We start from the raw sequence: 25834 nt of genomic DNA, 5'->3' as shown, positions 1-25834 counted from the left end.
CAGACTTTCCCGCTATCCGCCCCCGTCATGATCAAGCACGCTTTATCCGTCACCCGCGCCGAGAACTTCGCGGAATGGTATCAGACCGTCATCGCCGAGGCCGATATGGCCGAGGAAAGCGGGGTCCGCGGGTGCATGGTCATGCGGCCATGGGGCTACGGCATCTGGGAACGCATGCAGCGCCTGATCGACGACCGCATCCGCGCGCTCGGTTACGACAACACCTACTTCCCGCTGTTCATTCCGCTTTCCTATTTCGAAAAGGAAGCGGAGCATGTCGAAGGCTTTGCCAAGGAAATGGCGGTCGTCACGCACCACCGCCTGATTCCCGACGGCAAGGGCGGGCTGGTGCCCGATCCCGCCGCCAAGCTCGAAGAGCCGCTGATCGTCCGGCCGACCTCCGAAACCGTGATCGGCGCCGCGTTCGCGCGCTGGATCCAGTCATGGCGCGATTTGCCGGTGCAGATCAACCAATGGGCCAATGTCGTCCGTTGGGAAATGCGCACGCGCATGTTCCTGCGCACGTCGGAATTCCTGTGGCAAGAAGGGCACGCGGCCTATGCCTCGGCCAAGCAGGCGAAAGCGGAGACGGCCAAAGCGCTCGAACTCTATCGCTCGTTCGCCGAGGAATGCGTCGCGATGCCGGTGATCGCCGGCGAGAAGCCCGAAAATGAGCGTTTCCCCGGCGCGGTCGAGACCTGGTCGATCGAGGCGATGATGCAGGACGGAAAGGCGCTCCAGGCGGGCACCAGCCACTTCCTTGGCACCCATTTCGCCGAGGCGCAGAACATCCGCTTCCAAAACACCGAGGGGCAGTTCGAGCCGGCCAACACGATCAGCTGGGGCATGTCGACGCGCATGGTCGGCGGCCTGATCATGACGCATGGCGATGACGACGGGCTGCGCGTGCCGCCGCAGGTCGCGCCGTGGCAGATCGTGATCGTGCCGATGCTGCGCGACAATGACGAGGATGCCGCGCTGATCGATTATTGCCAGGGCATCCGGGAGGCATTGGTCAAGGAAAGTGCGTTCGGCGAGCCGCTGCGCGTGCTGCTCGACCTCAAGGCGACCAAGTCGACCACCAAGCGCTGGAGCTGGATCAAGAAAGGCGCGCCGATCGTGATCGAGGTTGGCGGGCGCGACATGGCGGGGGGCAACGTCTCGCTGATCCGCCGCGACGCGCTCTATCGCGAGGACGGCAAGCTCGACAGCGCTGTCGTGACGAAGAACGGCTGCGTGGCGCAGGCGGCCGCCTTGCTGACCGAGATCCAGCACGGTCTCTACATACAGGCGAAGCTGCGGCTGGACGGCAATATCGCGACCGACGTGACCGACATGGACGGGCTGAAGGCGTTCTTCGCGGAGGGCGTCGAAAGGCCGGGTTGGGTGCTGGCGCAATGGTCGAAGCCGAGTGGTGCCGATCTCGACAAGGTCGAGGAGCAATTGAAGGCGCTCAAGCTGACCCTGCGCAATACGCCGCGCGATTCGGCGCCGGCTGACGGTCCGTGCATCTTCACCGGCGCGCCGGCGGTCGAGCGCGTGCTGATTGCGCGGGCTTACTGAACATGGACGCTCACGTTCGCGGTGCGTCTGCTTTCGCAGGAGCGCCGGCAGCATGATCTGGTTCGGCGGCCAAAAACCCGACCTCGCAGCGATGACGGCGATGGGCGGAAAATCGATGCCCGGCTTGCTCGGGGTCGAATTCCTGGAAGCAGGTGACGATTGGGTGTCGGCTCGCATGCCGGTCGATCATCGCACGCATCAGCCGTTCGGGCGGTTGCATGGCGGCGCTTCGGTCGCGCTAGCGGAGACGGTCGCCTCGATGGGCGGGGCGATGACGCTCGACCCGGCCAAACAGGTCACGGTCGGGATGGAGATCAATGCCAACCATATCCGTCCGGCAATGTCGGGTTACGTCACCGCGGTCGCCAAGGCCGAATCGCTCGGCCGCACGACGCAGATCTGGACGATCCGCATCACCGACGATGCCGGCAAGCTGATCTGCCTGTCGCGCATCACGCTGGCGGTGATCGCGGTCGCCTGACGCGAAGGGTGGCCGGCCCCTCGCGCGTTGAACGCGCATGAGGGCAAGGAGGGCCACCATGCGTTGGATCTTGGTATTGATGGGGATCGCCGGCATCGTGCTGCAGCTGCCGACTAGCGCGCCAGCCGCCGATGGGCCGCTGGTGTCGCATCGGATCGGCAATCGCACATATCAATTGTTCGTTCCGCCCGGTAGCGGGCGTCGGCCCCTGGTCATCGCGCTCCATGGCGGCGGCGGCAATGGCGCGCAGGTCGCCAAATCGGCCGGGCTGATCGACAAGGCGGCGAAGGAAGGCTTCATCCTCGCGTTGCCTGAGGGATCGTCGCGCCTGGGCAAGCTCGAAACCTGGAACGCTGGTGGCTGCTGCGCTTATGCGATGCGCGAGAAGATCGACGATATCGGCTTCATCCGGTCGATGATCGACGAACTCGACCGCACGCAGCCGGTCGATCCGAAGCGCGTCTATGTCGTCGGCATGTCGAACGGCGGGATGATGGCCGAGCGCGTGGCGATCGAGCTGGGCGATCGTATTGCCGGCGCGGCGATCTTTGTCGGCGCGTTGTTCGGCAACGAGCCGCGGCCTGTAGCCGCGGTGCCGGTGCTGATCGTCAACGCCGAGAAGGACGAGCAGGTGCCCGTCGCCGGCGGGACCAGCACGACAGGCATCGTTCGGCGGTCGCAGGGCATGCCGTACAAGCCCTCGCGCTACGCCGCGACTTATTGGGCGGCCGCCAACCGTTGCACCAAGGGCCCGGTGCGGAGCGAGACGAGCGATTTTGTTCGCGAAACATGGACCGGCTGCGCCGCCGGTGCGGATGTCGACTTCTACATCATGAAGGGCGCCGAACATGGCTGGCCGGGACGCGGTCTGGGAAGGCCGGGGGTGACTCGCAATACCGGCAAGGTCGACGGTACCGCGTTGATGTGGGAGTTCTTCGCCGCGCACCGGCGCTGACGCGACAGGCGCGATTCAGGCGATGCGCAGCGTCAGCGAACGCATCATCTCGCGCTCGATCGGCTCGTCGAAGCGCGCGCCGATCAACCCGTCGGCACACCAGATCACGGTGGCGGCGATCGGCGCGCTGCGATCGAACCGGAGCGTCAGCGATTCGCCCTGCTCGGCTTCGATACGGCTTGAGAGGCGGCAGCCGTAGATCGACAGCTGGTGAAGCGCGGCTTTTCGGTGGCGTTTCACGCTGGCATGCGCGACCGAAAGGACCGGTTTCAGATCGTACTTGGCGTCAGTCGCCCGGCGGCGAAAATGCGAAAATGTCGTAGCCATCGTCCGGCCCCCGTCTGCCCTTGGAGCGGCTATGCAACAAGGCCGGTTAATGACTGACTAAACGCCGTTTTCCTGCCACCAATGGTCGACGCGATCACGCTCGGCGGTGGTCAGGCGCAGCCCGAGCTTGCTGCGCCGCATGAGAGCATCCTCGGCGGTCCGTGCCCATTCGCGGTCGCGCATCCAGCGCGCCTCGATCTCGGTCAGGCCGCCGCCCAGATCGGCGCCCATGCCGGCTTCGTCAGTCACGCCATCGAGCATGTCGCCGAGCATCGTGCCATAAGCATGCGCCATTCGCTGCGACCGATCGTCGCCAAGGAACGGCCAGGTCGCGCGGACCTGGGCGACGAACTGGTCGAAGTCGGCGATCGCGCCACCTGGAAATACCCGCGCGCGCGACACCGGACGGCGCTTTAGCCCCAGCTCCGGGCCGAGCTTGCCCATCGCGTCCTCGGCCAGATGGCGCCCGGTGGTGATCTTGCCGCCGAATACGCTCAACAGCGGCGGCCCGTCAGTGTCGAGTTCGAGCACATAATCGCGCGTCACCGCCTTGGCCTCGCTCGCGCCATCGTCGTACAGCGGACGCACGCCCGACCATTTATAGGTCACGTCGGCCGGCGTGATCTGCTTGACGAAATGATGGTTCGCGCCCTGGCACAGATAGGCGATCTCATCGTCGGTGATCTTGGCGTCTTCGGGCGCATCGACCGGAACGTCGGTCGTGCCGATCTCGGTCCCGCCTTGCCACGGAATGGCGAAGATGATGCGGCGGTCGGGCAGCTGGAGGATATAAGCGTGGTCGCCCTCATAGAGTTTGGGCACCACGATATGGCTGCCCTTGACCAGCCGGACCTTGGCCTTGCCGTCGAGGCCCAGGCGATCGAGCATCAGATGGACCCAGGGACCCGCCGCATTGACCAGCGCGCGCGCCTCGACCTTGCGGCGATCGGACAGGGTCGCGGTCCAATGGTCGCCCTCGCGCCGCGCGCTGTCGAGCGAGACCCGGGTGCAGATCTCGGCGCCATTGGCATGGGCGTCGACCGCGTTGAGCAGGGTCAGGCGTGAATCGTCGACCTGCGCGTCGGAGTAGACGAACCCGCTACTGCCGCCCTTGAGCGGCGAGATGTAGTCCTTGTCCGACGCGCGCAATCCGCGCGAGCGGGGTAGGCTCATCTTCCCGCCGAGCATGTCGTAGAGGTAGAGCCCGATCCGGACCATCCACCACGGCCGCACGGCATTCTCCTGCGGCAGGACGAAGCGCAATGGGCGGATGATGTGCGGCGCGGCGTGGACCAGCAATTCGCGCTCGCGCAACGCCTCGGCGACCAGCCGGAAGTCGTAATATTCGAGATACCGCAAGCCGCCATGGATCAGCTTGGTCGAGGCCGATGACGTGTGGCTGGCAAGGTCGTCGCGCTCGACCAGCAGGACTTTCAGCCCGAGTAGCGACGCTTCACGCGCGATCGCGCAGCCATTGATCCCGCCGCCGGCGATGAGGAGGTCGTACGTCACGGGTTCAATCCTGGTTTCGGCACGGGGGCGGAACAGTTGCCGGTCTCACCGGTTCATCACGTCTACGTCAACTGCAGGATGCATCCCATATGCGAAAATTCCTCATCGCGGCTAGCGCGGTCGCGGTCGCGACCATGCTCGCCACATCAGCGAGCGCCGATCCCGGCCAGGGCCGGCACGGGGGATGCCCGCCTGGGCTCGCGAAGAAAGGCAATGGCTGCATGCCGCCGGGGCAGGCGCGCAAATATTATTGGGATCGCGGCGCTCGCATTCCGGCCGGCTATAACGGCTGGACGCGCTACGACGCGATACCGCGGGCGTATCGCTACCGCGTTCCATACAATGCGCGCTACCGCTACGTTTATCGCGACGATTCCGTCTATATCGTCGATCCGCAGACGCGGCTGGTACGCGACATCATCGACCTGCTCGCGCGCTGACGCGGGCGGGGTGACGGGAAGGCCGCTTGGGCCTATCTTGCCCTGACATGGCAAAACCAAAGCATAAACCCGGCCTTCCCACGCGACAGCAGATCCTCGATTTCATCGCCTCGTCCGATACGCCGGCGGGCAAGCGCGAAATCGCGCGCGGCTTCGGCCTGACCGCACAGGAGAAGATCGCACTCAAGGCACTGCTCAAGGACATGGCCGACGAAGGCCTGATCGACAGCGCGCCCGGCCGCGCCTTTCACAAGATGGGCGGGCTACCCAAGGTGACCATGCTCCGCATCTCCGATGTCGACGATGGCGGCAATGTCTGGGCGGTCCCGGAACGCTGGGAAGCCGAAGGCGTGCCGGTACCGCGGCTGCGCGTGCGCGAACGGAGCAAGCGATCCGCGCTCGGCGTCGGCGACCGTATTCTCGCCCGCACCGAAGAGGCCGGAAAGGGCTGGATCGCGCACCCGATGAAGCATCTCGCCAAGGGCGAGGAGCTGATGCTGGGCGTACTCCGGCGCGAAGGCGATCGATTGTGGCTCGAAGGTGTCGAGAAACGCGAGCGGCGGCAATATCAGGTGTCCGATGCCGGCGATGCCGAACCGGGCGACTTGGTGCTGGCCGAAAAGGCCGGGCGCCCGCCGCGCATCACCGTGCGTGTCACGCAACGATTGGGCGACCCGTTCGCGCCGCGCAGCTTCTCGCTGATCGCGATCCATGAGCACGACATTCCCGATCGCTTTGCCGACGAAGCGTTGGAGGAAGCCGAACGCGTCGCGAAGCAGCCGCTGGGTGAGGGGCGCGAAGACCTGACTGACCTGCCGATCGTCGCGATCGATCCCGCCGATGCGCGCGACCATGACGATGCGGTCTGGGCGGCGCCCGACGATGACCCCAAGAATCCCGACGGCTGGAAAGCGGTGGTCGCGATCGCCGACGTGTCCTTCTACGTTCGTCCCGGCTCGGCGCTCGATCGCGAGGCGCGGCGGCGCGGCAATTCGGTCTATTTCCCCGACCGTGTCGTGCCGATGCTGCCCGAAATCCTGTCGGCGGAAGTGTGTTCGCTCAAGACTGGCGAGGATCGCGCGGCGCTCGCCTGTCATTTGCAGATTGCCAGGGACGGGACGCTCAAATCTTGGCGCTTCACTCGCGCGGTCGTGCGGATCGCGGCGAATATTGCGTATGAGGACGCGCAGGCGGCGATCGATGCGCGGTCGTCACCCCAGCGAAAGCTGGGGTCTCAGAAGGCGTCAGCCACAGCGACACGAGATCCCAGCTTTCGCTGGGATGACGAGCTGGTTGAGGGCGCGTTGGTGCCCCTCTGGTCCTGCTGGCGGGCGCTGGCGACTGCCCGCGACAAACGCGAGCCGCTCGATCTCGATCTGCCCGAGCGCCGGGTGGTGCTCGACGAGATGGGCCGCATCCTGTCGGTCGCGCCGCGCGAGCGGCTCGACGCGCACCGGCTGATCGAGGATTACATGATCGCCGCCAATGTCGCGGCGGCCAAAGCGCTCGAGGCGAAGAAGGCGCCGGTGATGTACCGCGTCCACGAACCGCCGGCGCGCGAGAAGCTGGTCGCGCTCAAGGACTATCTCGAAACCTGGGGCGTCAAGTTCGCGCTGGGCCAGGTGATTCAGCCCGCCACCTTCAACCATATCCTCGACAAGATCGGTGACGTCGACTTCCGCCCGCAAGTGATGGAACAGGTGCTGCGCTCGCAGACCCAAGCCTATTACGCGCCGGGCAATCACGGCCATTTCGGGCTCGCGCTCGGCAGCTATGCGCATTTCACCTCGCCGATCCGCCGTTATGCCGATCTCATCGTCCATCGCTCGCTGGTTGCCGCTTACGGCCTCGGCCCTGGCGGGCTGACCGATGACGAAGCGGCGGGGATGGAGCGGATCGGCGAATCGATCAGCCGGCTCGAGCGCCGCGCGATGGAGGCCGAACGCGACACGATCGACCGCTATGTCGCCGCTTTCCTGGCCGAGAAGGTCGGCGAGATCGTCGAGACCCGCATCACCGGCGTGCAGAATTTCGGCATCTTCGCGACGGTCGCCGGGATCGGCGGCGACGGCTTGCTGCCGGTTCGCGACCTGGGCAGCGAATATTTCCGCTACGATGAGGCTGCTAGGAAATTGGTCGGTGAGACGTCGGGCGACGAATATGCCATCGGCCAGGTCCTTCAATTGCGGCTGGCGGAGGCCAATCCGGTCTCCGGCGCGCTGCGTTTTGAACTGCCTGAGGGGCGCTACGCCGCGTCGCCGTGCAAGAAACCCGAACGCGTCTTGAAACGCCGCGGCCGTCCGCCCAACATCCGCCATCAAGGGCGGCGACGTTGATGGTATATTGGATACAAGACCGGGGGGAGTGAGGCTTATGGGTGGAGCAGCGGCAGGAGCAGCGGCAGGCGCGGCGGCACGAGCGCGGCGCAGGCTGATGTCGCATTTCATGACGCAGAACGCGGTCGCAGCCGACAAGGCCATCTCCTATGTCCCGAGTCGCGGGATCGAGCGCCGCTTGCTCGAGCGCTTGATCGAGCAAGGCGTCGTCCATGTCGGCAAGGCGGGGACCTATTGGCTCGACATTCCGGCCTTTGACAATTGGACCAGGTCGCGTCGCCGTCGCGCGGGGTTGGCGGTCGGCGCCGCCGTGGCGATCGGCGTTGCGCTTGGTTTCCTCGCGGGCGGCGGATGAGCGGCAAGCTCGACCTGATCGGCATCGTGCCGCAGCCGGGACCGGCGGGGCCGCCGCCGATCCATCCGGCGATGTTGCGCACGCGCTCGCGGATCGCGCGCGCGATGATCCAGGCGCACGCGCTGGCGCCCGAACAGGCGATCGCGTTCAGTCCCGGGCCGGGCGACGTCGCCGAACTGATGAAGCTGAGGAAAGCCGGCGTCGTGCGCGAGACGCTGCCGGGCCATTATTGGCTCGATCTGGTAGCCAATCATTACCGCGAACAGCAAGCGGGCCGCGTCCGCGCGATGTGGGCGGTCGGCATCTCGCTGGTGATCGCGGCGGTGGCGGTGCTGTTTTATCGCGGGTGATGCCTGGCGCCGCGTCTGATTTTTAACCGTGCAATCGAAGGCTCATCCTGAGCGGAACGTCAGGCCCGCCTTCGCGGTCAGCCGGTCGCGCAACGCATCGCCCATCAACGCGCCGGGCGTCCAGATTCCGCCGTCGCCTTGCACATCCTGCACCAGGCAGAGCGCCGCTTCGGCAATCATCTTGCTGGTCGATCCGTAGCCCGGATCCTTGTCGCCGGTGACGACGCATTCGACCCGGCTGTCATCGGGGAATTCGCCAATGAACAATATGTCGTAATGGCCGCTGTCGCGGTCTTCCTTGGAGGGGCCTTCACCCGGCTTGGGGCCCTTGTCGCCGGCGAGCGGATTGACCTTGGCGATCGCCTCGGCGGCGGCCTTGCCGAGATCGCCCAGCCCGGCGACCATCATCTCGTCATAGACGAAATTGGCGCCGTATTTCTCGCCCAGCAGGAAGTTGGTGCGATGGACATTCTTGGTGTTGATCGGCGCCATGATGAACGGCGCGACCCAGGCGCCGACCGCCTTGTCATATTCGGGCAGCAGCCCGGTCGGCTGGTGCGGCCCCGAAAAACCGGGGGTCAGCGCGAACGGGTTGGTCAGCAACGCGACGATGCGCGGATCCCTCGCGGCGGCGGCCAATGTCGCCTTCAGGCTTGCCGCGGTGCCGCCCGAAAAACCGCCCTTCATCACTCGCACGCGGCACTTCACGCGCGGCGCCGGCCCGCCATGCTTGGCGATCGCGCATTGCTGCAAGCTCAGCACGCCGAGGTCGAAGGGGATCGAATCGAACCCACACGAAAACACGATCCGCGCACCGCTGCGTTTGGCGGTCTCGTGATGCGCATCGATCATGTGGCGCATCCAGGCAGGTTCGCCGCAAAGATCGAGATAGGCGGTGCCGGTCTCGGCACAGGCAGCGACCAGATCGCTGCCATAGAGTTGATAGGGGCCGACCGTAGTGATGACGGCTCTGGCGCGCTCGCACATCGCCTTCAGGCTGGCGGGATCGTCCGAATTCGCCGCGATCAGGGTGACGCCGGCGGGGGCACCGATCAGGTCGCGCACTTCCTGGAGCTTGCTGAGCGAGCGCCCGGCCATCGCCCATTTGACGCCGTTGGGATAGGTTTCGGAGAGATATTCGGCGACCAGCCGCCCGGTGAAGCCGGTGGCGCCATAGACGATGATATCGAACTCGCGGGCCATGTTTCTCTCCAACTCCTCTCCCTGGAGGGGAGAGGATACCGTAGCTTGGCAGCTTGCTGCCTAGCGGAGGTTGGAGAGGGTGATGCGGAGCGCAGCTCCGCGCGGTCGCTGCGCGACCGCTTACCCCTCACCCAGCTTCGACTAAGGCCGGCTGCGCCGACCTAAGTCTACGCAACCAGTACGGGGATAAACAATCCCCCGGATTGTTTAGGCCATGCCGGGGGCATGGCCGATCCCCGAACTCCCCCAAGGGGAGAGGGATAATTCTCACGCCGCCTCGCTGAACTGCAGCGCGGCCAGCCTCGCATAAAGCCCGCCTTTCGCATTGAGCGTGGCGTGCGTTCCTTGCTCGACGATGCGGCCATCATCCATCACGATGATCCGGCCGGCCGCGCGCACCGTGGCGAGACGGTGCGCGATCACCAAGGTAGTGCGCCCGTCCATCAGCCGTTCGAGCGCCTGCTGCACCAATTGCTCGCTTTCGGCGTCGAGCGCGCTGGTCGCTTCGTCGAGCAGCAGGATTGGCGCGTCGCGCAGCAACGCGCGGGCGATCGCGACGCGCTGGCGCTGGCCGCCCGACAGCCGCGCGCCGCCTTCACCCAGGAATGTGTCGAGTCCGTCGGGCAGTTTGCGCAGGAAATCGGCGGCATTGGCCGCCTCGGCCGCCGCCCAGATCGCATCGTCGCTCGCGTCCCATTCGCCGTAACGCATATTGTCGCGCGCCGAGGCACCGAAGATCACCGTTTCCTGCGGCACCATCGCGATACGGCGACGGATGTCGGCTGGGTCGGCGAGGGGCAGGGGAACGCCATCGATCCGCACCTCGCCGCTGGCGGGATCGTAAAAGCGCTGGATGAGCTGGAACAGAGTCGTCTTGCCGGCGCCTGAGGGTCCGACCACCGCGACTGTTTCGCCGGGTGTCACGTCGAGCGAGAAATCGGCTAGCGCCGAGACATCGGGCCGCGTTGGGTAATGGAACACGACATGATCGAAGGTGATGGCGCCGCGTGCCGGCTCGGGCAGGATCGCAGGATGCTCGGGCGCCGCGATTTCGGGTTGTTCGGCGAGCAGTTCGGCCAGCCGTTCGGCGGCGCCCGCGGCGCGCAGCAAGTCGCTATAGACGTCGCTCAGCGCGGCAAAGGCGCCGGTGGTGAGGATGGAGGCAAGGACGAACCCGCCGAGCGACCCCGGCGACAATCGGCCGGCCGCGACATCCGATGCAGTGCTCCACAACATCAGCGTCACTGCACCGAACACCAGGGTGATGAACATCGCGGTCAACAGCGCGCGCAGCAGAATGCGTCGTTTTGCGGTCGCGAAGCTGCGCTCGACGGTGGCGGCGAAGCGCGATCCTTCGCGCCGCTCCTGGCCGAAGGCTTGCACCACCTTCATTGCCGACAGGACTTCGACGGCCGTCGCCCCGATATCCGCGACGCGATCCTGGCTGGTCCGCGAATAGCCGCGCAGCCGCCGTCCGATCAGCATGATCGGACCGAGCACGACTGGGATGCCCAGGAGAATCATCCCGGCCAATTTGGGCGCCCAGACCAGCATCAGGATGATCCCGCCGAACCCGGTAATGGCATTGCGCAGGATGACCGACGCGGTCGTCCCGACCACCATTTCGATCTGCGCGGTGTCCGACGTGAGGCGCGACGCGATCTCCGATGGCCGGTTCTCCTCGAAATAACGCGGCGCCAGGCGAAGCAGGTTGCGTTGCACGGCGATGCGCACGTCGGCCACTGTCCGTTCACCGAGCCACGACACGAAATAGAATCGCACGGCGGTTGCCGCGCCCAACACGCCGGCCACCGCGAACAGTTGATAGAAGACGCGATTGACGTGCGTCATGTCGCGGTTGCGAACGAAACCGCCATCGATCACTGATCGGAGCGCGACGGGGAAATAGAGCGTCGCGGCCGAGGACAGCGCCAAGGCGAGCAGCGCGAATAACGCCTGGAGTTTGTATCGGCTGGCATAATGCCAGACCATCTTCAGGCTGCTCAGCCTGCGGCCGGGAGTCGGAGCGTCTGAGGCGGTATCGGCCATTGCCGGGCCCTAAGGCCTATGGGCGTCAGCGGCAATGGGGCGCGATGCCGCGGCGCGGCAATGCCAACGCCCTTGTCCCAAGGAGATACCGCTACCATCGCAACAATACATCGCGTAGAACGTTGTGTGCGGTGCAACACGGGCCTAAGGGGTTCATACGGGGGAAACGGTTTCACATGTATCGGCAGCAGATGCTCTACAACGCCTATGAGATGCAACGGTCCATGCTGGCGGGCGCCAGTGCCTGGGCCAATTTCAGCGCCGAGCTGCTGAGCAACCCCGCCAATCCGTTCGCCTATTTCGGCGGCGGGCCAGTGCTCGCTTCCGCGCTCGAAGTGTTCGCGCATGCTTCCGCGCCGCGCGGCAAGCCCGGGTTCGGGCTCGACCGCACGACGATCGACGGCAAGGACGTCGACGTCGTCGAGGAGATCGTCCTTCGCAAGCCGTTCGGCCAGCTCAAGCGCTTCGTCCGCAAGGGTGTGACCGGCAGCCCCAAGCTACTGATCGTGGCGCCGATGTCGGGCCATTACGCGACGCTGTTGCGTGGCACGGTCGAGCGGATGCTGCCGTTCGCCGAGGTCTACATCACCGACTGGCGCGACGCGCGGCAAGTGCCGCTGGCAGAGGGTTCGTTCGATCTCGACGACTATGTCGATTACATCATCGAATTCCTCGAAACGATCGGCGAGGGTGCGCACATGCTCGCGGTCTGTCAGCCGTCGGTGCCGTGCTATGCCGCCGCTTGCGTGATGAGCGCGGATAAGAATCCCTGCCGGCCGAAAACGCTGACGATGATGGGCGGACCGATCGACACGCGCGAGGCGCCGACCGCGGTCAACACGCTGGCGACCGAGCGCCCGTTCGCCTGGTTCGAGCAAAATGTCATCGCGACCGTTCCGCTCAATTATCCGGGCGCCGGCCGCCGCGTCTATCCGGGCTTCCTGCAATTGGCCGGGTTCATGACGATGAATCTCGGCAACCACATGAAGTCGCATTGGGAGATGTTCAAACATCTCGTCCAGGGCGACGACGAAGGCGCCGACGCGACCAAGGATTTCTACGAGGAATATCGTTCGGTCTGCGACATGACCGCCGAATTCTACCTCCAGACGATCGAGGTCGTGTTCCAGCAGCATGCTTTGCCCAAGGGCGAGATGATGCATCGCGGCCGCAAGGTCGATCCGGGTGCGATCACCGACATCGCGATCCTGGCGATCGAGGGCAAGCGCGACGACATTTCAGGGCTCGGCCAGACCAAGGCGGCGCTGACCATCGCCACCAATCTGCCGGCGTCGGAGAAGAAGCATCTTGTCGCCGATGCGGGCCATTACGGCATCTTCAACGGCAGCAAATGGCGCACCCAGATCGCGCCGGTGCTGGAAGAGTGGATTTCGTCGCACGGGGGTTGAGACGGGGTTCCGCTCCCGCAAGCAGGAGGGGAGAAACGCTCAGGCCGTAGTCCCCATCTTCGCATGGCTGCCTTCGTCGCTGGCCTTGATGCTGCCACCGAACAGCATCTTGACCTTGCCGGCGATCGACATGTCGGTTTCCCACATCTCGGCATCGTCGATGTCGAAGCGCAACAGCGCGAGGTTGGGGTCGTCCTTGCCGCCCGGAAACCAGGCCTCGACCTGCTTGTTCCAGAGCTTGTCGATCATCGCGAAATCGTTGTCGATCCGCGCCTCGCCCATCAGGCAGGCGAAGAAGTCGTGCCCCTTGGAGACGAATTGCGCCATCGCCATACCCCCCTTGGCCAAGCGATTGTCCTTGCCGATGAAGAAGTAGATCGTGTCGACCTGATCCTTGTCGAGTTGCGCGGTTAGCGGTTCGCTATGCTGGCCGTCGCCGTCCAGGCCGATCATCACGAACGGACTGTCGGACAGTTTCTTCCAGAAATGCTGCTTGATCTCGGCGGCGTCGGCCATGGCGTCTCTCCTCTGTGTGGAAAAGAGAACGCCCGATCAGGTTCAGGTTTCCGCTGGCACCGCCTCACTGGTGCCAGCGGACGCCGTGCCGAGGCGCGGATCGGGACCAAAGCGGTTGGCACCTGATGTTCCTGACCAAAGGAACATACATAAGTTCACGATGAGGAGTCCGAGCGCGATCAGGTCAAGAGCGATCGTCCACGCATTCCACCCCACATGCCTGCTGATCGCCCACGGACCCTGGCGAAACGCCATGGTTGACCCAGATCCGGTCGGCGCGGTGAGCCATTCAAGCAGGAATATCGGAGCGATCGATAGCGGAACGAGTGCCCACCACCCGCTGCGGTCCTGATCGTGCAGCCGCCGGACGAGCAGCGCCAACCAAGGCCATTCCCAGGCGAGGTTCCACAAAATCGCCGCCGCGTAGAAGATTGGCGGGGTGGGATCGCCGACCGTCAGTGTCCTGGCATTGGCGACAAGTCCAAGCAGCCAGAACGACACGACCTCGGTGCGCGTCGACCGCCCGCGGAATTGGAATGCGTCGGCGAAGGGTCGGAACGCCAGCCGGAAGGAAAGACGATTAGGACCGTAATCGACGCGCATGACGCGAGGATGCCGTTGCGGCATCCCCGCGGTCAAGCGTCAGAGAACTTCGAACAGCCCTGCGGCGCCCTGGCCGCCGCCGATGCACATCGTCACGACGACGTACTTTGCGCCGCGGCGCTTGCCTTCGATCAGCGCGTGGCCGGTGCAGCGCGCGCCGGTCATGCCATAGGGGTGGCCAATCGAGATCGAGCCGCCGTTGACGTTGAGCAGCTCGTTGGGAATGCCGAGCTTGTCGCGGCAGTAGAGCACCTGCACCGCGAACGCCTCATTGAGTTCCCACAGGCCGATATCGTCCATCTTGAGCCCGGTACGCTCGAGCAATTTGGGGATCGCGAAGACCGGGCCGATGCCCATTTCGTCGGGCTCGGTGCCCGCGACCGCCATGCCGACATAGCGGCCGAGCGGGGTCAGGCCGCGCTTCTCGGCCAATTTCTCTTCCATCAGCACGCTGGCCGACGATCCGTCCGACAGCTGCGAGGCATTGCCCGCGGTGATGGTGAAATCGGGACCGAGCACCGGTTGCAGCCCGCGCAGGCCTTCGATCGTCGTCTCGGGACGATTGCCTTCGTCCTTGGCGACGGTGACCTCGTGATAGGTGACTTCCTTGGTTTCCTTGTTGGTCATCGCCATCGTCGCGGTGACCGGCACGATCTCGGCGTCGAAATAGCCGGCCTGCTGCGCGGCGGCGGTGCGCTGCTGCGACTGGAGCGAATAATCGTCCATCGCGTCGCGGCTGATATTGTAGCGCTTTGCCACGACCTCGGCGGTCTGCAGCATCGGCATGTAGACGTCCTTGTGCATCGCCAGCAGCTCGTCGTCGCGGCCGACGCGCATCTGCGGGGTCTGCACCATCGAGATCGACTCGACGCCGCCGCCGATCGCGATGTCCATATTATCGACGATGATCTCCTTGGCCGCGGTCGCGATCGCCATCAGGCCCGAGGCGCACTGGCGGTCGACCGACATGCCGGCAACGGTCACCGGCAGACCGGCCCGGAGCAGCGCCAGGCGCGCGATATTGCCGGCCTGGACGCCCTGCTGCAGCGCCGCGCCGAACACCACATCCTGCACTTCGGCGGGGTCGATCTTGGCGCGCTCGACGGCTGCCCTGATCGAATGGCTGGCGAGCGTCGGCGACGGCAAATTGTTGAACCCGCCGCGATAGGCGCGGCCGATGGGCGTACGGGCGGTGGAGACGATGACGGCGGAACGCATGGGTGGCCTCTTAATCTCCCCTCCCTTTCAAGGGAGGGGCTGGGGGTGGGTGCCGGCGCGCCAGCGCCGGCGACTGCGCTTGGGGCTTGTTCGGGACGCTCGCTGCGCTCGCGACCCACCCCCGACCCCTCCCTGGAAGGGAGGGGAGAAAACTAGACGAAAATCTGGCTGATCCATTCGGCGATCAAGGCGGGCTTGTCCTCGCCCTCGATCTCGACGGTGAATTCGTTGGTCTGCTGCCATTGGCCGGGGCGCTTCTCGACCAGCTCGATCAGCTTGAACCGGCCGCGCACGCGCTTGCCCGAGCGCACCGGGGTGATGAAGCGGACTTTGTTGCCGCCGTAATTGACGCCCATCTTCACGCCCTCGATCTGGGGCTGGTCGGGGACCTTGGACGACAGCAGCGGCATCAGCGACAGCGTCAGGAAGCCGTGCGCGATCGTGCCGCCGAACGGCGTCATCGCCGCCATCTGCGGATTGACGTGGATGAACTGGTGGTCGCCGGTCGCATCGGCGAACTTGTCGATCATCTCCTGGCTGACCTCGACCCAGTCGGAAACGCGCTCCGTGCCGATTTGCGTCGCCAGCTCGTTGATAGAAATTGTATCATTGCTCATCGCCAGAACATTCCCTTTGAGCGTGTTTTGGCGCTAAGGCCGTCCCGCATCCTCTAGGCTCGCCTCGGCCCGTGAGGCAAGTCCGACCCGACCGGAAACTGGAAAATGACCGCTGACGCTACGTCCTCCGCCCGCTCTTCCATGGCAAAGCTGTATCGCGCGCCCGAACCCGAAGTTCTAAAACCGCTTTTGGACCGCGCCGCGCTGACTCCCGAATCGCGCAGACGGGTGCTGGGCCATGCCAGCGGACTGCTCGCGGATTTGCGCGCGGCGCAGACCAAGGGCTGGGTGAACCAGTTCCTGCAGGAATATCGGCTGAACTCGTCAGAAGGCGTGGCGTTGCTCTCGCTGGCCGAGGCGTTCCTGCGCGTGCCCGACCCCGAGACCGCCGATCTGCTGATCGCCGACAAATTGGGCGATGCCGATTGGCGCGCGCATACGGGCGAGTCGAATTCGTCTTTGGTCAACATCGCGACCTGGGGGCTGGTGGTCGGCCGCGCGCTGGTCGGCGAAGGCGAGGGCGGTCCGCTACGCCGACTGATCAGCCGCGCCGGCGAACCGTTCGTGCGTCAGGCGGTCGGCGCAGCGATGCGGATGATGGGCGAGATTTTCGTCATGGGCCGCACCATCGCCGAGGCGATGGATCGGATGAAGAAGCCCGAGAACCGGGGCTTCACCGCGAGCTTCGATATGCTGGGCGAGGCCGCCCGGACCATCGAGGACGCCGCGCGCTATTTCAACGCCTATACCGATGCGATCGACGCGGTAGGGCGCGATCCAGCCGCCGGTCATTCCATCTCGGTCAAGCTGTCGGCGCTCCACCCGCGCTACGAAGTCACGCAATATCATCGCTGCGTCCCCGAACTGACCGCAATGCTCGAAGCGCTGGCGGTGCAGGCGGCGGGCAAGGGGATCGCGCTGACCGTCGATGCCGAGGAAAGCGAGCGGCTCGAGATGAGCCTCGACATCATTGGCGCGGTCGCGGCGTTGCCCAGCCTGAAGGGTTGGGACGGATTCGGAATGGCGGTGCAATCCTATGGCAAGCGCGCCCGCTTGGTGGTCGACTGGGCCAACAACCTCGATCGGCTGATGAATGTGCGGCTGGTGAAGGGCGCCTATTGGGATAGCGAGATCAAGCGCACCCAGGTCGAAGGGCTGTCGGACTATCCCTTGTTCACGCGCAAGGCGGCGACCGACGTTTCGTATCTCGCGGTGGCGCGCGACATGCTCGACGCCAAGAATATCCGCCCGGCCTTCGCCAGCCACAACGCGCTGACGGTGGCGACCTTGCTCGAATGGGCAGGCGACAATCGCGACTTCGAGTTCCAGCGGCTTCACGGCATGGGCGAGGGGCTGTACGAGCGGCTGGTCCGCGAGCAAGGCTATCATTGTCGCATCTACGCCCCGGTCGGCGGGCATCGCGATCTGCTCGCGTATCTGGTCCGCCGCCTGCTCGAGAACGGGGCCAATTCGAGCTTCGTCCACCAACTCGCCGACGAGCGGCTGACCGAGGCCGAGATCCTCGCCGATCCGGTCGAGAAGATCTCCGCCGTTGGCGGGGCCAGGCATCCGAGCATCCCGCTGCCGATCGACCTGTTCGGTGACAGGAAGAATTCGAGCGGGATCGATCTCAGCGATCGGGGCGTGCTGGCGAAAACGGCTGCGAGCGTTGCCGCGATGCCGCCGGTGACGGCCGAGACAATCAATGTGGCCGCGGTAATCACCCGCGCCCATGCGGCCTTTCCCGGCTGGTCGGCGACTCCGGTCGACGAACGCGCGGCGATCCTCGACCGTCTCGCCGATCTGCTCGAAGCCAATCGCGACGAACTGATGGCGATCTGCGTCAAGGAAGCGTTCAAGACGATCCCCGACGCGATCGGCGAAGTGCGCGAAGCCGCCGACTTCTGTCGTTATTATGCCCAGCAGGCGCGGTCGGGCCTCAAGTCGATTGAGCTCCCCGGACCGACCGGCGAGCGTAACACGCTCCACCTCGACGGGCGCGGCGTGTGGGCGACGATCGCGCCGTGGAACTTCCCGTTGGCGATTTTCCTCGGCCAGACTGCCGCGGCCCTGGTCGCGGGCAATAGCGTGGTCGCCAAGCCTGCGCCGCAAACACCGAAAATCGCCGCCGCCGCGGTCAGGCTCGCGCATCAGGCGGGCGTGCCCGAGGACGTGCTGATCCTGGCGCCCGGCGGCCCCGAAGTCGGCGCGGCGCTGACCGCCGATCCGCGGATCATGGGCGTGGCGTTCACCGGTTCGACCGCGACCGCGAAGAAGATTGCGCGCAGCCTGCTCGAGGACGATGCCCGTCCGATCGTTCCGCTGATCGCCGAGACCGGCGGGATCAACGCGATGATCGTCGATTCGACCGCGCTGCCCGAACAAGTGGTGATGGACGTCGTAACCTCGTCATTCCGCTCGGCGGGGCAGCGCTGCTCGGCGCTGCGGCTGCTGGTAGTGCAGGCGGATGTGGCGGATAACATCATCAAGATGCTCGACGGCGCGATGGACTTGCTCGTGCTTGGCGATCCGGCCGATCCCAGGACCGATATCGGCCCGGTGATCGATCAGGCCGCCTATGACAAATTGATGGCGTATCGCGAGAGTATGAAGGCGCGCATCGTCAAGACGATCGACGCCCCGGCCGCGGGCCTGTTCGTGCCGCCGACGCTCATCCGGCTGGACGCGATTGAAGACCTGCAGGCTGAATGGTTCGGCCCGATCCTGCATGTCGCCACCTGGCAAGCGGGCAAGCTCGCCGAGACAATCCGCCGGGTCAACGCCAAGGGCTATGGTCTCACCATGGGCCTGCACAGCCGCATCGCGCGCGCCGGCGACGTGATGGAAGCCGAAGCGCGTGTCGGCAATCTCTACGTCAATCGCAGCATGATCGGTGCGATCGTCGGCTCACAGCCATTTGGCGGTGAGGGCCTTTCCGGCACCGGACCCAAGGCCGGCGGTCCGCACTATCTCTACCGCTTCGTCGCCGAGCGCGCGGTCTCCACCGACACGACTTCGGCAGGCGGCAACGCCACGCTACTCAGCCTCGACGAGGGTGGCATCTGAGGCAAATCTGCCGGCTGACCTCGCGCGTGCCCGGCGCGAGGTCAGCCGGCAGATCGTCAGGAGGCGTCCTCCCGGTCGGCGGCGCCGGTGGCGAGCGGTTTGCCGCCCCGCCGACGAAGATCCGCCAGCAGCACGTCGATCGCCCAATTGGCGGCGGTCGCCATGCCGTGCGCGTCCAAGTCCCATTGGTCGCGCATCTCCCTCCAGACGAAGCCGCTCGACATCAACTGGATGGCGGCGATCGCCCAGGTGCGGTCGGGTTCGGCCAGCGCCTTCACGGCCTGGCCGAACATGCCGCGATAGGCGGTCTCGCGCTCCGCCTTCATCTGGTTGCGCATCGCTCGGCCGTCCGCGCTGGCCAGCGCCACCGTCATCGCCGCGGCATTGCGGTCGAACTTCGCGAACCGTTCCTCCAGTCCGCCCAGCAGGTCGTCCAGCGTGTCGGGGACGCGTCCGCCGGGACTCATCCGCGCCCAGGCCGCGTGGCGCAGGGCATCCTGATCGGGAAAATAACGATAGACAGTACGTCGCGACACGCCGGCACGCTCGGCGACGGCGTCATGGTTGAGGCGGTCGCCGTCGGCCATCAATCCAATCATCGCGTCTTCGATCAACGCGCGCGTATGGGTGTTGCTGGAAACGGACTCGCGGGGCTTGGCGGCATCGGGCATGCTTTCCCCATACGCATGACACAAAATGTGTCAAATTCCGGTTGACACATTTTGTGTCATGCGTAGTGAGCGGGCAACACACGAATCAGGGAGACTCCGATGTTGTTCCACCTATCGATCGATGCCGACGATCCGCGTAATGTCGCTAATGTGATTGCCGAACTATGGGGTGGCCAGGCCTTTCCATTCCCACCCGTCCTCACTGGCAGCTGGGTTGCGATGGCCGGTGATGATCGAGGCACCACGGTGGAGGTCTATCCGCGCGGGGCCGAATTGCACGAAGCGCCGGGGGATGCCGACGCGGTCGGTCGGATCGGTCCCAAGGACCGTTTCACCTCGACCCATTTCGCGATGGCGACCGCGCTGGATGTCGAAGCGGTCACGGCGATCGCGGCGCGCGAAGGATGGCCGATCAAGTACCGCAAACGAGGCGGGATATTCGGCGTGCTCGAAATGTGGATCGAAGGTCGATCGATGGTCGAGGTGCTGACGCCTGAAATGCAGCGCGAATATCTCGACGGTCTCACCATCCCGGCTTGGCAGGTGATGCTCGCTAAGGGCCCGCCTTCCGCGGGGCGAGACTAATCGCCGCCCCCTTGATCGGCGACCGAGCGGTCGCCCGACGAGGGCGGTCGCGCGATAGTATCCTCGCTACTCTTGGCCTTCCTGCGCTTCGGCCAGGTCACGCCGGATTCCGCTGCCGGGATGCCGGTCTGGGCGGGATAGACGAGTGCGATGCCCTCTTCCTGGAAACGCCTGATGATCGCGAGACCGATCGAATGGCGCGCGTCGTACATGTCCTGGAATACCGCGGTGGGGGAATCGAATTCGACATCGAATTCATAGCTTTGCGCGGTGAAGGTGGTGAAGCCGGCGCGGACGAACTTCTGGCCGTGATCCTCCACGATCTGCTTGAGCAGGTGTGGCAAGTCTTCGAGCACCGCGATCGGCGTGGTCTGGGCAATGCCCAGCGTGAAGACGACACGGCGATATTCGCGACGAGAATTGTTGATGATCTCGAAATCGAGCAACTTCTTGTTGCCGATGACGCGTTCCTCGCCGTTGGTGCCGCGGATACGGGTCGACCGCATGCCGATATATTCGACCGTGCCTGCCGATTTGTCGTAGGTGATTGCATCGCCGCGCCGGAACGGGCGGTCGAAGATGATGGCGATCGCCGCGAACAGGTCGGCAAAAATGCTCTGCGCCGCGAGGCCGATGGCGATGCCGCCAACACCCAGACCGGCAACCAGCCCGGTGACGTTCACGCCGAGATTGCCGAGCACCATGACCAGGGCGATCGCGAACAGCGCGAAGGTCACGAACAAGCGGATGAGGCCCATCGCATTCGTCAGCGTCTCGCCGTGGTAATCGCTTGCCGCGGTGCGATGCTCGATCGCGCCGAGAATAATCTCGCGCGCCCAGATCGCCCCCTGGAACACCGCGGCGAGGGTGAACAGGAAGCGGATGATCGCCACTATCGGGTAGGGTGCATCGCCGATGCCCGCCACCAGCTCGGCCGAGGTCATGACGATGAAGAAATTGCCGGTCCTGGCGATCGCTCGGCCGAACACGGTGTACCAACCGGTGCCGCTCGTGTCGCGGCGACACAGGCGATGACCGAGCGACTTGATGAAGTGCAGGCCGAAGAAGATCACGATTCCGACGGCGATCGCAATCATCACCTGAAGCCAATGCGATGAGAGCCAAGCGACGCTGGTGTCCCATATCGCCTGCGCTTGATGCTGCAGGTCGTGAGCGTTCAGTGTCCCAGCCTTGGGCATGGCGGTATTGTTCATCGATTCTCTCAGGCTGCCTTGCGGCGTGATGTCGTCTCGCCGGTCAGAAAGGCGATCAGACCGCGCTCGTAACGGTCGAGATAGCGGGTCGATCGCGGCAGATCGAGATGCTCGCGAAAACTGGTCTGATCGCCCTTGGCAAGTTCGATCAGGGCGGGGTGGACATAGGATTTGCGCGCGATCGCCGGGGTATTGCCGAGCGCTTCGGTGACCGGCTCGAGCATCGCCTTCAGCCCGATATCATGGTCCGCGCTCGCCAGCGTCTCGAACGCGATGGCGCTCGCTCCCCAGGTGCGGAAGTGCTTGGCAGTGAAATCGTCGCCGGTCGCCTCGCGGATATACTCGTTGACATCGGTCGAGCTGACGCCGTGCGGCTGTCCGTCGCCATTGATATATTGAAAGAGCTGCTGCCCGGGCAGGTCCTGGCACTTTTTGACAAAGCGCGCGAGGCTGCGGTCGGTGATCACGAGCGTTCGCATCTTGCCCGATTTGGCGCGGTAGCACAGCTTCAGCGTCTGGCCCCGAATCTCGGCGTGGCGATCGCGCAAGGTCGTCGCACCGAAGCTCTTGTTGGCCCTGGCATATCCTTCGTTGCCGACGCGCAGATAACCGATGTCGAGCAGCCTCACGATCGCCGCAACGGTGCGCTCCTTGCTGTGGCTGCGCGTCTTGAGATCGGCCTCGACCCGTGCCCGCAATCTCGGCAGCGCCAGGCCGAACGCGGCACAACGATCATATTTGGCGCTCTCCTGCGCGGCGCGGAAATCGGGGTGATAGCGATATTGCTTGCGGCCGCGCTCGTCCCATCCGACCGCCTGGATATGACCGTTGGGGTCGGGCGAGAACCAGGCGTCGCGATAGGCCGGCGGCAGACCGATCCGGTTCAACCGGTCGATCTCGCCGCGGTCGGTGATGCGGTTGCCTTGCGGATCCCAATAGCCCCAACCATGCCGTACCTTGCGCCGAGTGATCCCCGGCATGGTGTCATCGCAATAGACGATTCGGGGCATCAATCCTCCTTCCGCATGGCGTCGGAAATGCGCGGATCATCGCTTCGTTCCGGAACGCCCCGGCCACGCGGTCGGTTGGGAGTGCGGTTTTCAAGGAGATTTGCCATGGCCGATTTGAGCGACGTGCGCGTGCTGATGATCGCGACCGACGGGTTCGAGAATGACGAATTGTTCAAGCCGCGCCAGGCGTTGATCGACGCCGGCGCCAAGGTGACGCTGGCGTCGATCTCGACGGATCCGATCCAGGGCGAGAAAGGCGGCGAGAAGGCCGACACGATCGCCCCCGACATCACGCTTGGCGATGTCGATACCGAAGAATTCGACGCGCTGGTCATCCCGGGCGGGGTCGCCAACCCCGACAAGATGCGGATGCAGGGCCGCGCGGTGCAGATCGTCGAGGAGTTCATGGACGACGGCAAGATCGTCGCGGCGATCTGTCACGGGCCGTGGCTGCTGGTCGAGGCGGACGTGGTCGATGGCCGCAAGGTGACGAGCTGGCCGTCGATCCGCACCGACCTGGAAAATGCCGGGGCGGAGGCGGTCGATGAGGAAGTGGTGGTCGACGGCAAATTGATCACCTGCCGCAAGCCGGACGACATCCCGGCGTTCAACAAGGCGATTATCGAAGCGTTGACGGAAGAACTGGCGGAGGCTTGATCCCCCTCCCGCTTGCGGGAGGGGCTAGGGGAGGGCTTGTTCCTTCGCGGCCGGGCTCGACACGCCCTCCCCCAACCCCTCCCGTAAACGGGAGGGGAGTTTGACGGCATTCACCCATTTCTGCGCCGGCCGTTCGACGAGGTGATAGAGCGCCACCGAACTCGCCAGCACCATTGCGAGATAGAGCGCGATCAGCACCGGGGGCACCGCGTGCGCATCACTCACGAACACGAGCTTGAACACCACGAACAGCATGAAGTGCGACAGATAGGTCGCGTAGCTGATCTCGCCGAGATAATGAAGCGGCGCCCAGTCGAGTGGGTTGCCGCGCACGCCCGAGCTGAGGGCGAGGGCGAGCAGCAAGGCGGCGAAGGCAAATGGCACGGCGAGCTGTTCCGGCAGGCCACTGGCCCAGCCGATGAGCATCAGTCCGGCAAAAGCGAATGCCAGGACGGCAGGCAAAGCGGGAGCCTCCCGCCATCGCAGCCACAGCGCACAAAGTGCGCTGCCCGCGGCGAATTCGGTCAGGCAGCGAACCACACCATAATGCACGATATCATGGCCCAGCGTCGGCAGATGCGCCGTTGCCGCCGCCAGGATGATCAGGAACGCCGCCGCCGCCAGCACAACCAGCCAGCTCGGTAGCGTGCGCCAGTCGACCGCGCGCACCAGCAGTGGAAACAGCAGATAAGCGGCAAGCTCGCAGCTGATCGACCAGGCCGGATCGTTCCAGGTCAGCGCGTCGGTGAATCCCCAATTCTGCAGCAGGAAGACGTGCAGCGGCAGTTCGCGGAACGGGTATTCCACTGCATTGTGGCGTCCGGCAGCGGCCAGCGCCAGTGCGAGTACGACCGCGCCCCCCAGCACGACGAGGTGCAGCGGCCAGATCCGCGCGACGCGCTTGTGCAGGAAAGCCGGCACACCGCCCCAGCCATCGGCGCGGAGGCGTTCGCCCCAGCTCAGCCAGATCACGAAGCCCGACAGCAGGAAGAAGAAGTCGACCGCCAGATACCCCTTGGCGAAGACATGCACCCAGGCTGCGGGCAGGCCGTCGATCGTCAGCCGGATATGATAAAGCACGACCATCCACGCGGCCACGCCGCGCACGCTGGTCAGCGCGCGAAGCTCGGGCCGGGTCATGCCAGCGCGGGGTTGGGCGGTGCGTCGGCCGCCGGCTTGGCGCGCTTCATCGGGCGGAAGCTCTCTTCCGCACGCCGGCGCTTGAGATAGGTGTCGAGCCCGATCTGCGCGCCGATCAGCATGAAGATGAACGGCTGGAACGCGATCGCGACGAAACAGGCGCCGAGCATGTAGAGCAATTGCCCCGATTGCAGCGCGCCGGCGAGCGGCGCGACCCAGGCATAGTCTTCGCCCGCTTTCTTGTAGCGCTGGCGGATCACTTCCATCCGGATCAGCCCGCTCAGGCTGATGAACAACCACATGATCAGCCCCGGCCAGCCCTGTTCGCCGAGCATCTCGAAATAGGCCGAGTGATAGGCGCGGGCGCGGTCGACGGTCAGCTTGGTGTCGAGCTTGGCGTTGCCGGCGTCGCCTTCCGCCTTCACGATGTCGTAGCGGATCTGGTTCTGGCGGTACATTTCAAACCCGCCGCCCATCGGATGCTGCTTGACGTATTCCCAGGTCCATTTCCACACGGCGACGCGGGTCGCGGCGGACTCGTCCTGCTGATACGACTTGATCGTGCTCATGCGGTCGGTGAACGACTTGGGCAGGAACGGCACGGCGACCAGTCCGAGCGTGGCGACGACGCCGAGATAGAGGAACTTGCGCTTCGAATCGCGCAGCATCAGTACGCCGAGCAGGCCGATGCACAGCAGTCCGGTACGCGTCGAGGTGCCGATCGGCATCAGCAGGCAGGCGAATACCAACGCGTAGCAGAACAGCTTCCGCTTCCAGTCATTGGGGAAGATCGTGCCGTATTTCTCGAGCCACAGGATCGCCGGGATGATCGCAATCGCCACGGTCGAGATGGTCGAGCCCTCGTACAGTCCTGAGTTGTTATCCACCATCAGGTTGAGCGCGCCATAGCCGCCGCCGCCCGCTAGCGTCTTGATCCCGCCGACGATGATGATCGAGGCCGCCGACAGGATCATGAAGGTCAGCAGTGCCTCGAGCCTGAGGCGGGTACGAAGGGTCAGCGGCAGGAAGGCGGCAAACGCCAGGCACTTCCAGACCCAATCCCATTTATCCAGCGCCTCGACCGGGAAATCGGCGCGCATCGTGGTCATCGCGCACCAGGCGAGGAGCAGCACAATGACGAACTGGCGCGGCGCGACCCGGCTGTCCTTCTTGTCGTCGATCAGCGCCCAGGAGCCGACCGCCAGCGCCACCGCGATGAGCGAGATCGGCACCGAATTGAGCAGCAGATAGGTCAGCCGCTGCGGCGAGACGATGTCGATATAGACATAGCTCAGGATGAACAGAAACGGCCGGCGAAACGCCAGCGCGAAGAACATCCCGAGGAATCCGACAAAGGCGAGATCGTGGATCATCGCCGCTTGATCTTGCTCGGCGGCTCGGGCCGCTCGTCGTCGAGGTCGCGGCGGCGCAGCAGGAGGAAGATGGCGAGCATCATCAGGCCATGCGTGATCGCGATCGCGAAATTGTCGATCATGCTACCGTCTTCCAGCCCATCCGATGCGCACGCCCTTCGACAAGCTCGGGGCGAACGGGTGT

The 25834-nt window shown here is 64.9% G+C and carries 25 protein-coding genes; 11 read left to right on the top strand and 14 right to left on the bottom strand.

Annotated features, from left to right (window positions below; genetic code table 11):
* The first annotated feature begins 27 nt into the window (after positions 1-27).
* From AC1DRD_RS09355 to AC1DRD_RS09345, 3 genes are read left to right on the top strand one after another with little or no spacing between them, the layout of a single operon-like run.
* On the top strand, positions 28-1563 hold the full coding sequence (locus tag AC1DRD_RS09355; protein ID WP_478031394.1) for an aminoacyl--tRNA ligase-related protein: 1536 nt from the start codon (positions 28-30) through the stop codon (positions 1561-1563).
* A gap of 52 nt (positions 1564-1615) precedes the next feature.
* Positions 1616-2044: a hotdog fold thioesterase gene (locus tag AC1DRD_RS09350; RefSeq protein ID WP_478031395.1), complete on the top strand. Its 429-nt coding sequence runs from the start codon at positions 1616-1618 to the stop codon at positions 2042-2044.
* A gap of 58 nt (positions 2045-2102) precedes the next feature.
* Positions 2103-2999, top strand: a complete 897-nt coding sequence (locus AC1DRD_RS09345) for an extracellular catalytic domain type 1 short-chain-length polyhydroxyalkanoate depolymerase (protein ID WP_478041172.1) — start codon at positions 2103-2105, stop codon at positions 2997-2999.
* 15 nt (positions 3000-3014) lie between these two features.
* Here AC1DRD_RS09345 and AC1DRD_RS09340 read toward each other — a convergent pair whose 3' ends face one another.
* Both AC1DRD_RS09340 and glpD read right to left on the bottom strand, forming a co-directional pair.
* On the bottom strand, positions 3015-3326 hold the full coding sequence (locus AC1DRD_RS09340) for a PilZ domain-containing protein (RefSeq protein ID WP_478031398.1): 312 nt from the start codon (positions 3324-3326) through the stop codon (positions 3015-3017).
* Positions 3327-3383: 57 nt separating this feature from the next.
* Entirely contained in the window at positions 3384-4838 is a 1455-nt protein-coding gene (gene glpD, locus AC1DRD_RS09335) for a glycerol-3-phosphate dehydrogenase (RefSeq protein ID WP_478041171.1), read from the bottom strand.
* 89 nt (positions 4839-4927) lie between these two features.
* Here glpD and AC1DRD_RS09330 point away from each other — a divergent pair, with 89 nt between their 5' ends.
* From AC1DRD_RS09330 to AC1DRD_RS09315, 4 genes are all read left to right on the top strand, one after another.
* The gene (locus AC1DRD_RS09330; RefSeq protein WP_478031401.1) at positions 4928-5278 is read left to right on the top strand and encodes a hypothetical protein; all 351 of its coding nucleotides are present in this window, start codon (positions 4928-4930) and stop codon (positions 5276-5278) included.
* A 47-nt stretch (positions 5279-5325) separates the two neighbouring features.
* Entirely contained in the window at positions 5326-7614 is a 2289-nt protein-coding gene (locus AC1DRD_RS09325) for a ribonuclease R family protein (RefSeq protein WP_478041170.1), read from the top strand.
* A 97-nt stretch (positions 7615-7711) separates the two neighbouring features.
* A complete protein-coding gene (locus tag AC1DRD_RS09320) occupies positions 7712-7969 on the top strand; it encodes a hypothetical protein (RefSeq protein ID WP_478031404.1) in 258 nt (85 codons plus the stop codon).
* Positions 7966-8319: a hypothetical protein gene (locus tag AC1DRD_RS09315; protein WP_478031405.1), complete on the top strand. Its 354-nt coding sequence runs from the start codon at positions 7966-7968 to the stop codon at positions 8317-8319. The genes AC1DRD_RS09320 and AC1DRD_RS09315 overlap by 4 nt, the downstream gene beginning before the upstream one ends.
* A gap of 42 nt (positions 8320-8361) precedes the next feature.
* Here the strand turns inward: AC1DRD_RS09315 and AC1DRD_RS09310 are convergent, their stop codons facing one another.
* Together AC1DRD_RS09310 and AC1DRD_RS09305 are read right to left on the bottom strand one after the other, a co-directional pair.
* Complete coding sequence (locus AC1DRD_RS09310; RefSeq protein ID WP_478041169.1) at positions 8362-9522, bottom strand: saccharopine dehydrogenase family protein; 1161 nt, start codon at positions 9520-9522, stop codon at positions 8362-8364.
* 267 nt (positions 9523-9789) lie between these two features.
* Entirely contained in the window at positions 9790-11571 is a 1782-nt protein-coding gene (locus AC1DRD_RS09305; protein WP_478041168.1) for an ABC transporter transmembrane domain-containing protein, read from the bottom strand.
* 191 nt (positions 11572-11762) lie between these two features.
* On the opposite strand from AC1DRD_RS09305, the gene AC1DRD_RS09300 reads away from it, so the two are divergent.
* Positions 11763-12980 carry a polyhydroxyalkanoate depolymerase gene (locus tag AC1DRD_RS09300; RefSeq protein WP_478041216.1) on the top strand — a complete coding sequence of 406 codons (1218 nt, stop codon included), beginning with the start codon at positions 11763-11765 and terminating at the stop codon, positions 12978-12980.
* Between the two features lie 39 nt (positions 12981-13019).
* On the opposite strand, the gene AC1DRD_RS09295 is transcribed toward AC1DRD_RS09300, so the two are convergent.
* The 4 genes from AC1DRD_RS09295 to AC1DRD_RS09280 form a co-directional block, all read right to left on the bottom strand.
* Complete coding sequence (locus AC1DRD_RS09295; RefSeq protein WP_478041167.1) at positions 13020-13496, bottom strand: pyridoxamine 5'-phosphate oxidase family protein; 477 nt, start codon at positions 13494-13496, stop codon at positions 13020-13022.
* 42 nt (positions 13497-13538) lie between these two features.
* Positions 13539-14099, bottom strand: a complete 561-nt coding sequence (locus AC1DRD_RS09290; protein WP_478041166.1) for a DUF805 domain-containing protein — start codon at positions 14097-14099, stop codon at positions 13539-13541.
* Between the two features lie 39 nt (positions 14100-14138).
* Positions 14139-15317 carry an acetyl-CoA C-acyltransferase gene (locus AC1DRD_RS09285; protein ID WP_478041165.1) on the bottom strand — a complete coding sequence of 393 codons (1179 nt, stop codon included), beginning with the start codon at positions 15315-15317 and terminating at the stop codon, positions 14139-14141.
* Positions 15318-15469: 152 nt separating this feature from the next.
* Positions 15470-15934, bottom strand: coding sequence for a MaoC family dehydratase (locus AC1DRD_RS09280; RefSeq protein ID WP_478041164.1), 465 nt, complete (start codon positions 15932-15934; stop codon positions 15470-15472).
* 141 nt (positions 15935-16075) lie between these two features.
* Between AC1DRD_RS09280 and AC1DRD_RS09275 the strand changes: the two genes are divergently transcribed.
* A complete protein-coding gene (locus tag AC1DRD_RS09275; RefSeq protein ID WP_478041163.1) occupies positions 16076-19000 on the top strand; it encodes an L-glutamate gamma-semialdehyde dehydrogenase in 2925 nt (974 codons plus the stop codon).
* A 56-nt stretch (positions 19001-19056) separates the two neighbouring features.
* Here AC1DRD_RS09275 and AC1DRD_RS09270 read toward each other — a convergent pair whose 3' ends face one another.
* Positions 19057-19671: a TetR/AcrR family transcriptional regulator gene (locus tag AC1DRD_RS09270; RefSeq protein WP_478041162.1), complete on the bottom strand. Its 615-nt coding sequence runs from the start codon at positions 19669-19671 to the stop codon at positions 19057-19059.
* Positions 19672-19770: 99 nt separating this feature from the next.
* Between AC1DRD_RS09270 and AC1DRD_RS09265 the strand changes: the two genes are divergently transcribed.
* Entirely contained in the window at positions 19771-20256 is a 486-nt protein-coding gene (locus AC1DRD_RS09265) for a hypothetical protein (protein ID WP_478031416.1), read from the top strand.
* Here the strand turns inward: AC1DRD_RS09265 and AC1DRD_RS09260 are convergent.
* A complete protein-coding gene (locus AC1DRD_RS09260) occupies positions 20253-21470 on the bottom strand; it encodes a mechanosensitive ion channel family protein (protein ID WP_478041161.1) in 1218 nt (405 codons plus the stop codon). The genes AC1DRD_RS09265 and AC1DRD_RS09260 overlap by 4 nt on opposite strands.
* An 8-nt stretch (positions 21471-21478) precedes the next feature.
* On the bottom strand, positions 21479-22480 hold the full coding sequence (locus AC1DRD_RS09255; protein WP_478041160.1) for a DNA topoisomerase IB: 1002 nt from the start codon (positions 22478-22480) through the stop codon (positions 21479-21481).
* Positions 22481-22585: 105 nt separating this feature from the next.
* Here AC1DRD_RS09255 and AC1DRD_RS09250 point away from each other — a divergent pair, with 105 nt between their 5' ends.
* On the top strand, positions 22586-23137 hold the full coding sequence (locus tag AC1DRD_RS09250) for a type 1 glutamine amidotransferase domain-containing protein (protein WP_478041159.1): 552 nt from the start codon (positions 22586-22588) through the stop codon (positions 23135-23137).
* A 24-nt stretch (positions 23138-23161) separates the two neighbouring features.
* On the opposite strand, the gene AC1DRD_RS09245 is transcribed toward AC1DRD_RS09250, so the two are convergent.
* The 3 genes from AC1DRD_RS09245 to AC1DRD_RS09235 are packed head-to-tail and all read right to left on the bottom strand — an operon-like array spanning position 23162 to position 25772.
* The gene (locus AC1DRD_RS09245; protein ID WP_478031422.1) at positions 23162-24277 is read right to left on the bottom strand and encodes an acyltransferase family protein; all 1116 of its coding nucleotides are present in this window, start codon (positions 24275-24277) and stop codon (positions 23162-23164) included.
* Positions 24274-25647, bottom strand: coding sequence for a putative O-glycosylation ligase, exosortase A system-associated (locus tag AC1DRD_RS09240; RefSeq protein WP_478031544.1), 1374 nt, complete (start codon positions 25645-25647; stop codon positions 24274-24276). Before AC1DRD_RS09240 ends, AC1DRD_RS09245 begins: the two co-directional genes overlap by 4 nt.
* The gene (locus AC1DRD_RS09235; RefSeq protein WP_281178807.1) at positions 25647-25772 is read right to left on the bottom strand and encodes a hypothetical protein; all 126 of its coding nucleotides are present in this window, start codon (positions 25770-25772) and stop codon (positions 25647-25649) included. Before AC1DRD_RS09235 ends, AC1DRD_RS09240 begins: the two co-directional genes overlap by 1 nt.
* Positions 25773-25834: the final 62 nt, after the last annotated feature.

The sequence above is a fragment of the Sphingomonas sp. P4_G2 genome, from assembly GCF_056401155.1.
The sequence above is the reverse complement of the archived record's forward strand: the minus strand, read 5'-3'. Positions and strand labels throughout refer to the sequence as shown.

What these genes read in the sequence shown, in the direction of transcription:
- AC1DRD_RS09355 (WP_478031394.1), top strand. Translation starts at nt 28, where the DNA reads ATGATCAAGCACGCTTTATCCGTCACCCGCGCCGAGAACTTCGCGGAA.
- AC1DRD_RS09350 (WP_478031395.1), top strand. Translation starts at nt 1,616, where the DNA reads ATGATCTGGTTCGGCGGCCAAAAACCCGACCTCGCAGCGATGACGGCG.
- AC1DRD_RS09345 (WP_478041172.1), top strand. Translation starts at nt 2,103, where the DNA reads ATGCGTTGGATCTTGGTATTGATGGGGATCGCCGGCATCGTGCTGCAG.
- AC1DRD_RS09340 (WP_478031398.1), bottom strand. Translation starts at nt 3,326, where the DNA reads ATGGCTACGACATTTTCGCATTTTCGCCGCCGGGCGACTGACGCCAAG.
- AC1DRD_RS09330 (WP_478031401.1), top strand. Translation starts at nt 4,928, where the DNA reads ATGCGAAAATTCCTCATCGCGGCTAGCGCGGTCGCGGTCGCGACCATG.
- AC1DRD_RS09325 (WP_478041170.1), top strand. Translation starts at nt 5,326, where the DNA reads ATGGCAAAACCAAAGCATAAACCCGGCCTTCCCACGCGACAGCAGATC.
- AC1DRD_RS09320 (WP_478031404.1), top strand. Translation starts at nt 7,712, where the DNA reads ATGTCGCATTTCATGACGCAGAACGCGGTCGCAGCCGACAAGGCCATC.
- AC1DRD_RS09315 (WP_478031405.1), top strand. Translation starts at nt 7,966, where the DNA reads ATGAGCGGCAAGCTCGACCTGATCGGCATCGTGCCGCAGCCGGGACCG.
- AC1DRD_RS09310 (WP_478041169.1), bottom strand. Translation starts at nt 9,522, where the DNA reads ATGGCCCGCGAGTTCGATATCATCGTCTATGGCGCCACCGGCTTCACC.
- AC1DRD_RS09305 (WP_478041168.1), bottom strand. Translation starts at nt 11,571, where the DNA reads ATGGCCGATACCGCCTCAGACGCTCCGACTCCCGGCCGCAGGCTGAGC.
- AC1DRD_RS09300 (WP_478041216.1), top strand. Translation starts at nt 11,763, where the DNA reads ATGCTCTACAACGCCTATGAGATGCAACGGTCCATGCTGGCGGGCGCC.
- AC1DRD_RS09295 (WP_478041167.1), bottom strand. Translation starts at nt 13,496, where the DNA reads ATGGCCGACGCCGCCGAGATCAAGCAGCATTTCTGGAAGAAACTGTCC.
- AC1DRD_RS09290 (WP_478041166.1), bottom strand. Translation starts at nt 14,099, where the DNA reads ATGCGCGTCGATTACGGTCCTAATCGTCTTTCCTTCCGGCTGGCGTTC.
- AC1DRD_RS09285 (WP_478041165.1), bottom strand. Translation starts at nt 15,317, where the DNA reads ATGCGTTCCGCCGTCATCGTCTCCACCGCCCGTACGCCCATCGGCCGC.
- AC1DRD_RS09280 (WP_478041164.1), bottom strand. Translation starts at nt 15,934, where the DNA reads ATGAGCAATGATACAATTTCTATCAACGAGCTGGCGACGCAAATCGGC.
- AC1DRD_RS09275 (WP_478041163.1), top strand. Translation starts at nt 16,076, where the DNA reads ATGGCAAAGCTGTATCGCGCGCCCGAACCCGAAGTTCTAAAACCGCTT.
- AC1DRD_RS09270 (WP_478041162.1), bottom strand. Translation starts at nt 19,671, where the DNA reads ATGCCCGATGCCGCCAAGCCCCGCGAGTCCGTTTCCAGCAACACCCAT.
- AC1DRD_RS09265 (WP_478031416.1), top strand. Translation starts at nt 19,771, where the DNA reads ATGTTGTTCCACCTATCGATCGATGCCGACGATCCGCGTAATGTCGCT.
- AC1DRD_RS09260 (WP_478041161.1), bottom strand. Translation starts at nt 21,470, where the DNA reads ATGAACAATACCGCCATGCCCAAGGCTGGGACACTGAACGCTCACGAC.
- AC1DRD_RS09255 (WP_478041160.1), bottom strand. Translation starts at nt 22,480, where the DNA reads ATGCCCCGAATCGTCTATTGCGATGACACCATGCCGGGGATCACTCGG.
- AC1DRD_RS09250 (WP_478041159.1), top strand. Translation starts at nt 22,586, where the DNA reads ATGGCCGATTTGAGCGACGTGCGCGTGCTGATGATCGCGACCGACGGG.
- AC1DRD_RS09245 (WP_478031422.1), bottom strand. Translation starts at nt 24,277, where the DNA reads ATGACCCGGCCCGAGCTTCGCGCGCTGACCAGCGTGCGCGGCGTGGCC.
- AC1DRD_RS09235 (WP_281178807.1), bottom strand. Translation starts at nt 25,772, where the DNA reads ATGATCGACAATTTCGCGATCGCGATCACGCATGGCCTGATGATGCTC.